General features: G+C 68.0%; 8 protein-coding genes. 4 read left to right on the top strand and 4 right to left on the bottom strand.

Features of this window, described 5'->3' with window-relative positions:
* Positions 1-182, top strand: a 182-nt coding sequence (locus JWQ05_RS07325; RefSeq protein ID WP_299656841.1) for a hypothetical protein, incomplete at its 5' end; no start/stop codon positions are given.
* Between the two features lie 360 nt (positions 183-542).
* On the opposite strand, the gene JWQ05_RS07320 is transcribed toward JWQ05_RS07325, so the two are convergent.
* Positions 543-1,145, bottom strand: coding sequence for a TIGR00730 family Rossman fold protein (locus tag JWQ05_RS07320; protein WP_299656838.1), 603 nt, complete (start codon positions 1,143-1,145; stop codon positions 543-545).
* A 221-nt stretch (positions 1,146-1,366) separates the two neighbouring features.
* On the opposite strand from JWQ05_RS07320, the gene JWQ05_RS07315 reads away from it, so the two are divergent.
* Entirely contained in the window at positions 1,367-3,124 is a 1,758-nt protein-coding gene (locus tag JWQ05_RS07315) for a LysM peptidoglycan-binding domain-containing protein (protein ID WP_299656835.1), read from the top strand.
* 19 nt (positions 3,125-3,143) lie between these two features.
* On the opposite strand, the gene JWQ05_RS07310 is transcribed toward JWQ05_RS07315, so the two are convergent.
* From JWQ05_RS07310 to JWQ05_RS07300, 3 genes are all read right to left on the bottom strand, one after another.
* A complete protein-coding gene (locus JWQ05_RS07310) occupies positions 3,144-5,063 on the bottom strand; it encodes an ABC transporter ATP-binding protein/permease (protein WP_299656832.1) in 1,920 nt (639 codons plus the stop codon).
* A 115-nt stretch (positions 5,064-5,178) separates the two neighbouring features.
* Positions 5,179-6,525 (bottom strand): glutamate--tRNA ligase, encoded by a 1,347-nt coding sequence (gene gltX / locus JWQ05_RS07305; protein WP_299656829.1) that lies wholly within the window; start codon positions 6,523-6,525, stop codon positions 5,179-5,181.
* A gap of 380 nt (positions 6,526-6,905) precedes the next feature.
* Complete coding sequence (locus JWQ05_RS07300; protein WP_299656826.1) at positions 6,906-7,115, bottom strand: DUF2188 domain-containing protein; 210 nt, start codon at positions 7,113-7,115, stop codon at positions 6,906-6,908.
* Between the two features lie 136 nt (positions 7,116-7,251).
* Here JWQ05_RS07300 and JWQ05_RS07295 point away from each other — a divergent pair, with 136 nt between their 5' ends.
* Together JWQ05_RS07295 and JWQ05_RS07290 are read left to right on the top strand one after the other, a co-directional pair.
* Positions 7,252-7,965 carry a hypothetical protein gene (locus JWQ05_RS07295; RefSeq protein WP_299656823.1) on the top strand — a complete coding sequence of 238 codons (714 nt, stop codon included), beginning with the start codon at positions 7,252-7,254 and terminating at the stop codon, positions 7,963-7,965.
* Positions 7,966-8,000: 35 nt separating this feature from the next.
* On the top strand, positions 8,001-8,322 hold a 322-nt coding region (locus JWQ05_RS07290), incomplete at its 3' end, for a helix-turn-helix transcriptional regulator (RefSeq protein ID WP_299656820.1).

Below are 8,322 nucleotides of genomic sequence, written 5' to 3'. Positions count from 1 at the left end.
TGCCGATCGATACAGCGACCATCGATGCGGTTAGTTCATCACGCAGGCGTGAACAAGAGCCTGATTTGCGCGGTTGTGGGCGCGTGCTTTCGCAGCAACAAGTACTAATTATTCTAAAGAAAGTTATCGCTCGCCGACAGCTCGAAGATGTCTTCACGGGCTGGTGCGTGGCGATCGCCTAGACCAATGGTTTTCTAAGAAGCGATGGCTACGCATTTGGGGGATAGCCACCGCCCAGCAAATCCGGAATCGAAGTCCGCTTTCGAGCGTGACGAGGGTCGGCTGTGACGACCTGTGTCGGTCGGAGGCGCAACGTCCGCTTCGCGGCGAAGGGCCTGGGTCCGGCTCGCCACCCGGCGCGGGATTTTCCGCCGAGTCCCGGGCGGATGCGCGACAGGGCACGGCCCGGCGTCGACGCGCGGACGCCCGGATTTCGCAGGCGGCGTCACCGGCGATCCGGTCGACACCCGCCCTCATTCGGAAACCGAGGCGGGGCGAAGCGTCGGTGTGCGGGTGCGGCCCCGCTCAGGGACAGCGGTGTCTCAGAACCGCTCCACCACCAGCGCCTCGGTGGCGGGCGCCGGCTCGGCGGCGCCGGCCGCGTCGCGCAGGGCCGGCACCACGTCGGCGGCCTCGCGGGTCACGAGGTAGCTCAGGTCGAGCCCTTCGCGGATGAAGCCGTGGGCGCGCATGTGGTCGAGGAGCGTCAGGAGCGGCGTCCAGAAATCCGCCACCGAGAGCAGCAGGATGGGCTTGCGGTGCTGGCCGAGCTGCGCCCAGGTCAGTTGCTCGACGAGTTCCTCCAGGGTGCCGATGCCGCCCGGCAGGGCCACGAAGGCGTCGGAGCGCTCGAACATCAGGCGCTTGCGGGTGTGCATGTCCTCGACGACGATGGTCTCCTGGATCTCGTCGAGCATGCGCTCGCGGGATTTCAGGAAGTCGGGGATGATGCCGGTGACGTGGCCGCCGTTCTCGATCACCGCGCGCGCCACCGTGCCCATCAGGCCGACATTGCCGCCGCCGTAGACGAGGCCGAGGCCCGCCTCCGCGAGCGCCTTGCCGAGGGTCTCGGCCGCCGCCGTGAAGGCGGGGTCGCCCCCGAACCCGGAGCCGCAATAGACGCAGACCGTCCTCAACGGAGCCATGCCGAACTTCCCTGATGCGCCGAGGCCGGCGCGCGCGTCGCCCCGTCCACGAGCCAAACTGCTGATTTCACGGGAGATCCGCCCAGATCGCGGCGGGTGTGATTTGGTGTTCCGGTCATGTTCGTTAATATGTCGCCATCCATCGCCGGTTTGTCGACGGGCCCGATCCCCGTTCGGCGGGATTTCGGCCGCCGCGCCGGTGGACGAGGGAGTGGCGTGTCATGAGGGCGGAGTTGCGACGGAGCATCTTCCTCGCCTGCGTGGGGCTTCTGGCGGGCTTTGCCCTGGTGGTCACCCTGTACGGTGCCGGCACGTTGTTCAAGCGCGGCCTCGGAACACCCGTGGGCCTGGGGTCCACGGACGGCACCCTCGTGCCCCCGGCCGGCGCGCCGGCGCAAGACCCGAAGGCGGAAGACACGAAGGCGGAAGACACGAAAGCAATCGACCCGACCTCCGCCAACCCGAAGACGGCCGACCCGAAAACTCCGGCCGCGCCGGCCCCCCGCCCCGGGGAGGGGGCGGCCTCAACCGCGGGAAAGCCCCTGGCGGCCCTGGAGGCGCCTCCGGCGCCGGATCGAGGCCCGCCCCTTCCGCGCAGCGGCGAGGCCCCGAGCTTCGACATCATCCGGATCGAGCCCAATGGCGAAGCCGTGATCGCGGGCCGGGCGGCGCCCAACACCACCGTCGAATTGCTGCGCGACAACGCGCCGATTGCCCGTGCGCTCGTCGACCCCTCCGGGCAGTTCGCCCTCGTGCCGCCGGCGCTCCCCACCGGCAACAGTGAGATCACCCTGCGGGTGATCGGGGCCGACGGCCGGATCAGCGTCTCGCGCGACAGCGTGGCGGTGGTGGTCGCGGCCAACCGCGCCGCCAAGCCCCTCATCGCCTTGACCTCCCCCGACAAGCCCACCATCGTGCTCTCGCAACCGGACGCCGCCGCGCCCGCGACGGACACGGCCGGGCGCGCCAAGCCGCCCGGCGGCCAACTCGCAACGACCATGCCCGGCGACGGCACGCGACCCGGCGTCACGAAGCCGGCGCCGGGAACCACGCCAGCCCAGCCGGGGCGGCCGGGCGAGGCGGTAAAGCCCGCCGAGACCAAGCCGGGGTCGGAGGCGGCCGCGTCGGACAAGGCGGCGGCGGTCAAGATCGTCAGCGTCGAGGCCGAGGACGGGGGCCGGCTCTACGTCACCAGCCAGGCCCAGCCCGGCGCCACCGTGCGGCTCTACCTCAACGACACCCTGGTGGCGCCGGGCAGTGCGGGCCCCGACGGACGCGTCACCTTCACCATCGGGCGTGGCGTCCAGCCGGGCGACTACAAGATCCGCGTTGATCAGGTCGATCCGGTCTCGGGCAAGGTGAAGACGCGCTCCGAGGTCGCCTTCGCGGTGCCGGTCGCCGTGGCCAAGCCGCCCGCGAAGGCGTCGCCGGATGCCGCCAGCGCTGCTCCGGACAGGGTGGCGGGCCTGGGCGCCCGTCCGGCCCCGGTGGCGCGGCCGAGAACGCCGGAGCCCCCCGCCCTGCCGCCAGCCACAGTGCCGAAGGCGCCGGGCGATGTGTCCAGGCAAGAGCCCGTCAAGCAAGAGCCCGTCAAGCAGGAGCCCGTCAGGCAAGCCGCCCGGGACCCGGCCACGCCGCGAGACTCGGGCACGCCAACCGCCCAGGCCGATGCGCCCGCGCGCTCCGCCGAGGCCGTGACGTCCGGCGGCGCCGCGATGGCGCCCCCGGTCGCTCCGGCAACGCCCCCGGAGGGACCCCGCACCGTGTTCGTGCCGGAGATCGGCACCGCGCGGATCGTACGGGGCGACAGCCTCTGGCAGATCAGCCGGCGCATCTACGGCAAGGGCACGCGCTACACCGTGATCTTCGATGCCAACCAGCCGCAGATCCGCAACCCGGACCTGATCTATCCGGGCCAGATCTTCGTCCTGCCCAGCGACGGCTCGGCGGCGGTGCCGCAGGACGGCACGCGCGGCTGAGCGTTTCGCGGGGGCCCGCCTATTCGGCCGGGACCGGCACGGGCGCGGGCTTCTTCGTCGCCGGCAGGTCCGCCTCGGTGCGCTGGAGGATCTCCAGGGCGGCGTCGGCCTCGCGCTGTCGGCTCCACAGGGAGGCGTAGACGCCGTCCCGCTCCAGCAGCGTGGCGTGGTCGCCGCGCTCGACGATGACGCCGCGATCGAGGACGATGATCTCGTCGGCGTTGACCACGGTGGAGAGCCGGTGGGCGATGACCAGGGTGGTGCGGCCCTGGCTCACCGTATCGAGGGCGTCCTGGATCTCGCGCTCGGTGAAGGAATCCAGCGCCGAGGTCGCCTCGTCGAGGACGAGGATCGGCGGGCCCTTCAGGATGGTGCGCGCGATGGCGACGCGCTGCTTCTCGCCGCCCGAGAGCTTCAGGCCGCGCTCGCCCACCGGCGTGTCGTAGCCCTCCGGCAGGGCGGAGATGAAGCGGTCGATCTGCGCCAGCGACGCGGCGGCGCGCACCTCCGCCGGGCTCGCGTCCCAGCGGCCGTAGCGGATGTTGTAGCCGATGGTGTCGTTGAACAGCACCGTGTCCTGCGGCACCATGCCGATGGCTGCGCGCAGGCTCGCCTGCCGCACCCCGGCGATGTCCTGGCCGTCGACCAGGATGCGCCCGCTCTGCGGCTCGTAGAACCGGAACAGCAGCCGCGAGAGGGTGGATTTGCCCGCCCCCGAGGGGCCCACGATGGCCACCGTCCGGCCCGCCGGCACCTCGAAGCTCACGCCCTTGAGGATGGGCCGGGCCGGATCGTAGGCGAAGTGGACGTCCTCGAACCGCACGACGCCGTCGGAGACCGCGAGCGGCGCGGCCCCCGTCCGGTCGGCGATCTCCGGGTTGCGGTGCAGGATCTGGAACATGTCGTCGATGTCGATCAGCGCCTGTTTGATCTCCCGGTAGATCATGCCCATGAAGTTGAGGGGCATCGAGAGCTGCACCAGCATGGTGTTGACGAGCACGAAGCCGCCGATGGTGGTGCGCCCGACCATGATGTCGCGCGCCGCCAGCCACATCACCACCGTCATGCCCACGGTGAAGATCACCGCCTGGCCGGCGTTGAGGACGGCGAGCGACACGTAGGTCTGCGTCGAGGCCTTCTCGTACTTCGCCATCGAGACGTCGTAGCGCTCGGCCTCCCGCAGCTCGGCCCCGAAATACTTCACGGTCTCGAAGTTGAGGAGCGAGTCCACCGCCTTGGTGTTGGCGTCGGTGTCGGAATTGTTCATCCGCCGGCGGATCTCGATGCGCCACTGCGTCGCCTTCCAGGTGAAGGCGAGGTAGGTGGCCACCATCACGAAGACGACGACCGAATAGATCCAGTCGAACTCGTAGGCGAGCACGCCGATGACGAGCAGGAACTCGACGATGGTGGGCACCAGGGTCAGCACCATCAGGCGCGAGAGTTCCTCGATGCCGCCGCGCCCGCGCTCCAGCACGCGGGTGAGCCCACCGGTCTTGCGCTCCAGGTGGAAGCGCAGGGACAGGCGGTGCATGTGCTCGAAGGTCTGCAGCGCCAGGCGGCGCACGGCGTGCATCGCCACCTTGGCGAACAGCCCGTCGCGCACCTGCGTCAGCCCGGCCATGAGGATGCGCGACAGGCCGTAGAGGCCGATGAGCAGCATGGGTGCCGCGAGCAGCCCCGTGGGGATGGCGTCGCCCGCCTTGCGGTCGGTGAGCGCCACCAGGGCGTCGGTGGCCCACTTGAAGGTGAAGGGCGTCACCATCGTGACGAACTTGGCGACGATCAGCAGCCCGAAGGCGAGGAAGACCCGCCGCTGCAGGTCGGGCCGGCCGTAGGGCCAGAGATAGGGCCAGAGGCGGCGATAGGTGGCGACGAGGCCGGGGCGCGCGGACGGCGTGGCGCCGGCCGGTGCCGCCGGGGCGGGATCGGGTTTCATCGTGTCGGGGTCTCGGTAAAGAGGGCGGTGTCAGGCCCGCATATAAGCCCCCCGCCTCGTCCGCGACAGTCACCCGGGCCGGCGGGGCGGGTGCGCGTGCACCGCAGCCCGGCGCTCAGGCCTCGGCGGACAACCGACGCACCACGGCGTCCCGCCCGATCAGCGGCAGCAGGCCGGCGAGATCCGGCCCGTGCTCCAGGCCCGTGAGGGCGAGGCGCAGCGGCATGAACAGGGCCTTGCCCTTGGCCCCCGTGGCGGCCTTCACGGCATTCGTCCAGGCCTTCCAGGTCTCCCCGTCCCAGGGCTCCGCCGGCAGCACGGCGGCGGCGGCGGCGATGAAGCCCGGATCGGTGACGACCGGCACGACGGGCCCGGCGACCACGCGCCACCAGCCGCCGGCCTCCGAGACCTTGGCGAGGTTTCCCCGCACCGCCTCCCAGAAGCGTTCCGCCCGCGCCGGCTCCACGCGGAGGTCGGCGAGCCGCGCCGCCACCTCCGCGAAGGCCATGGCGTGGACGAGGCGGGCGTTGAGCCCGTCGAGTTCGTGGGGATCGAACTTGGCCGGCGCCCGCGAGATCTGCGCGAGGTCGACGAGCCCGGCCAGTTCGTCGAGGCCCGCCACGGCGCGCACGGATTCGGCCGTGCCCGTGAGCACCGCCAGCGAGCGCACGGCCCCCGGCTCGTAGCCCGCCTCGCGCAGGCCCCTGAGCGACAGGTGGCCGAGGCGCTTGGAGAGCCCCTCCCCGTCCGCCGTCGTCAAGAGGTTGTGGTGGCCGAAGACCGGGACCGCGCACCCCAAGGCCTCGAAGATCTGCACCTGCACGCCCGTGTTGGTGACGTGGTCCTCCCCCCGGATGACGTGGGTGATGCCCATCTCGGCGTCGTCCACCACGGAGGGCAGCGTGTAGAGGTAAGTGCCATCCGCCCGGATCAGCACCGGGTCGGAGAGCGAGGCGCAATCCACATGGGCCGGGCCCCGCACGAGGTCGTCCCAGGTCACGCTCCGCGCGTCGAGCTTGAAGCGCCAATGGGGCGCCCGCCCCTCCGCCTCCAGGGCGGCGCGCTCGGCGTCCGTGAGGCTGAGCGCCGCGCGGTCGTAGATCGGCGGCTGGCCGCGCCCGAGCTGGCGCCGGCGCCGGCGCTCCAGTTCCTCCTGCGTCTCGTAGCAGGGATAGAGCCGCCCCAAGGCCTTCAGGCGTTCGGCCGCCGCATCGTGGTGCGCCACCCGGTCGGATTGCCGCGCGAACAGGTCGGGCACGATCCCGAGCCAGGCGAGGTCCTCCGCCACGGCGTGCGCGAATTCTTGCGTCGAGCGCTCCCGGTCGGTGTCGTCGAGCCGCAGCAGGAAGCGCCCGCCCCGCGCCCGCGCGAACAGCGCGTTCAGGAGGGCGGGCCGGGCATTGCCGATGTGCAGGTAGCCGGTGGGGGACGGCGCGAAGCGCACGAGGGGTGTGGCGGTCATGGGGTCTTTTAGGGTGGGGCGTGGGGTGCGGGCTAGCCCCTCTGTATCGTCGGCATGGGTGGATGTTTGCCACTCCACTTCCAGGTACAAAACCACACAAAGCGGCATTTGAATTGGTCGTAAGATAGGCAAAATAGCGCCGACTTCAGAAGTCAATTCAATTCACAGAATATTATATTACTTATATTTACGCATATAATTGATTTTAATCAAAATAGCGCCGTCATAGATTATGAAGGTCGGAATATCTCGATGTTGGACATAGTCGACGAATCCGTTGGCGTGTGCTCACCGACGCGATGCTGCCTGACGTGTTGAACTTCGATTTGTAGCGGGTCCAAGGTCGGAGGCGGTAAAATCACCGCCTCCCGTCATCTTCGTCACGCTTTACGCCACTGATCTGGCTTGCCGACAGAAGTATAGCGCACGCGCTCGACACTAGGCGCATGACCGGGGTTCAGCTCCCGTGCGCGGATGATAGCTTCTGCCTGCGTAGGTGCAACCGCACTCGCCCGCTCGGAATTTGGCCGGCGCACCGCATAATCGCCTTGTGGCCGACGCTCAACATACAGCTGGTCCTTGCTTGCCATGAAAGTTCTCCATGTCGCCGTCGTGGCGGCTGGACCACCCTATCACAAATCCGCACAAATAACGGTAATTTTTCTGGCTTCGTGCAAAAATACGTCGTACAAATCGGCATATGTGCAACTCATAGGACGCCGATTGATGCCGACTCCCATCCACCAACTGCTCCGGCGCGCGTTTGAGAAAGAGTTGATACTGGATCTTGAGGACCGGGTTCGAGCCGAGGCCGTAAAGGCGTTTGAGATGGTCAGGGACCGCTCTGGGCTCGACAAAAAGCGTGCGCGGGAACTCGAAGGACAGGCGCGCTTCCGGATGATGGAGCAGGGCTTCCAGGAGGTGTGCGCCCTCCATAACGGAAAACTGCTCGATGGCGGCATTATCCCGAATACCGAGCTTAAGGTATTTCAGCCCTTCATGCGGTTCGAAGTCGACGGACGTGGCGTTATTCTTGGGCTGGCGGCGATGCCAGACCGAAAGGTCGTGCCTATCAAAAATATGTCCCGGCTAGCTGGCGTCAGCATCAATTACAGTCTCTCTCCGCGTCTGGATTTTGGCGGCAGTGGGCCGAAAGTTGGGGACGTGTTTGCGCTCCTGCTGATCTCTCGCAATCGGGAAAAAGCTGGCCTCCTAGACGAGATCGCCGTGGGTGTGATCGACTCTGGCTACACCTCCTTCCTCATTTACGAGCCGGTTGAGACTTTCCTGGCCGTGCATACAGGTGCGCAGACCGAGAAGCCGGCAGCACTTCCTGTTGCAGAGCGGCCAAAGTCGTCAGTAACGCTTAGAAAAGACGTGAAGCCATTTGTGCCGCCGGAGGCACCCGCCCGTAAGGGTGCAGACAAGAAGTCCGGGTAACCGGCGCAATTACACCACGTTCAAGGTTGAAGCAGATGGGTTTAGGAATTCCAGGGTTTGTACCTGAGCGGCTGACCGTCGCGCGAGCGGCGCGTCGTATTGCGAGCAAGTCTGCCTTGGCGCGGCGCTTGAGCGTGAGTCCGAGTACTGAGGCGCGGTGGGAAGATGGAGCAAGCGCGCCTGACGAAAACGCGTGGGACTCCCTTGCCAGCGCCCTGGATGTCCGTCGAGAATATTTCCTCCGGCCGGCGGTCGAGATCAAGCGTGCGCTCTTCTATCGGACCCTATCGAGCTCCCTCGTTCGCGATCTCGACTATCAGAAAGCGCAGATGCATTGGCTGCACGAAATCTCGGCGA

It is taken from the genome of Methylobacterium sp., from assembly GCF_028290105.1.
In the GTDB taxonomy this organism is placed as follows: Bacteria; Pseudomonadota; Alphaproteobacteria; order Rhizobiales; family Beijerinckiaceae; genus Methylobacterium.
Note: the sequence above shows the minus strand (reverse complement) of the source record. Positions and strands in the feature narration are given on the sequence as shown.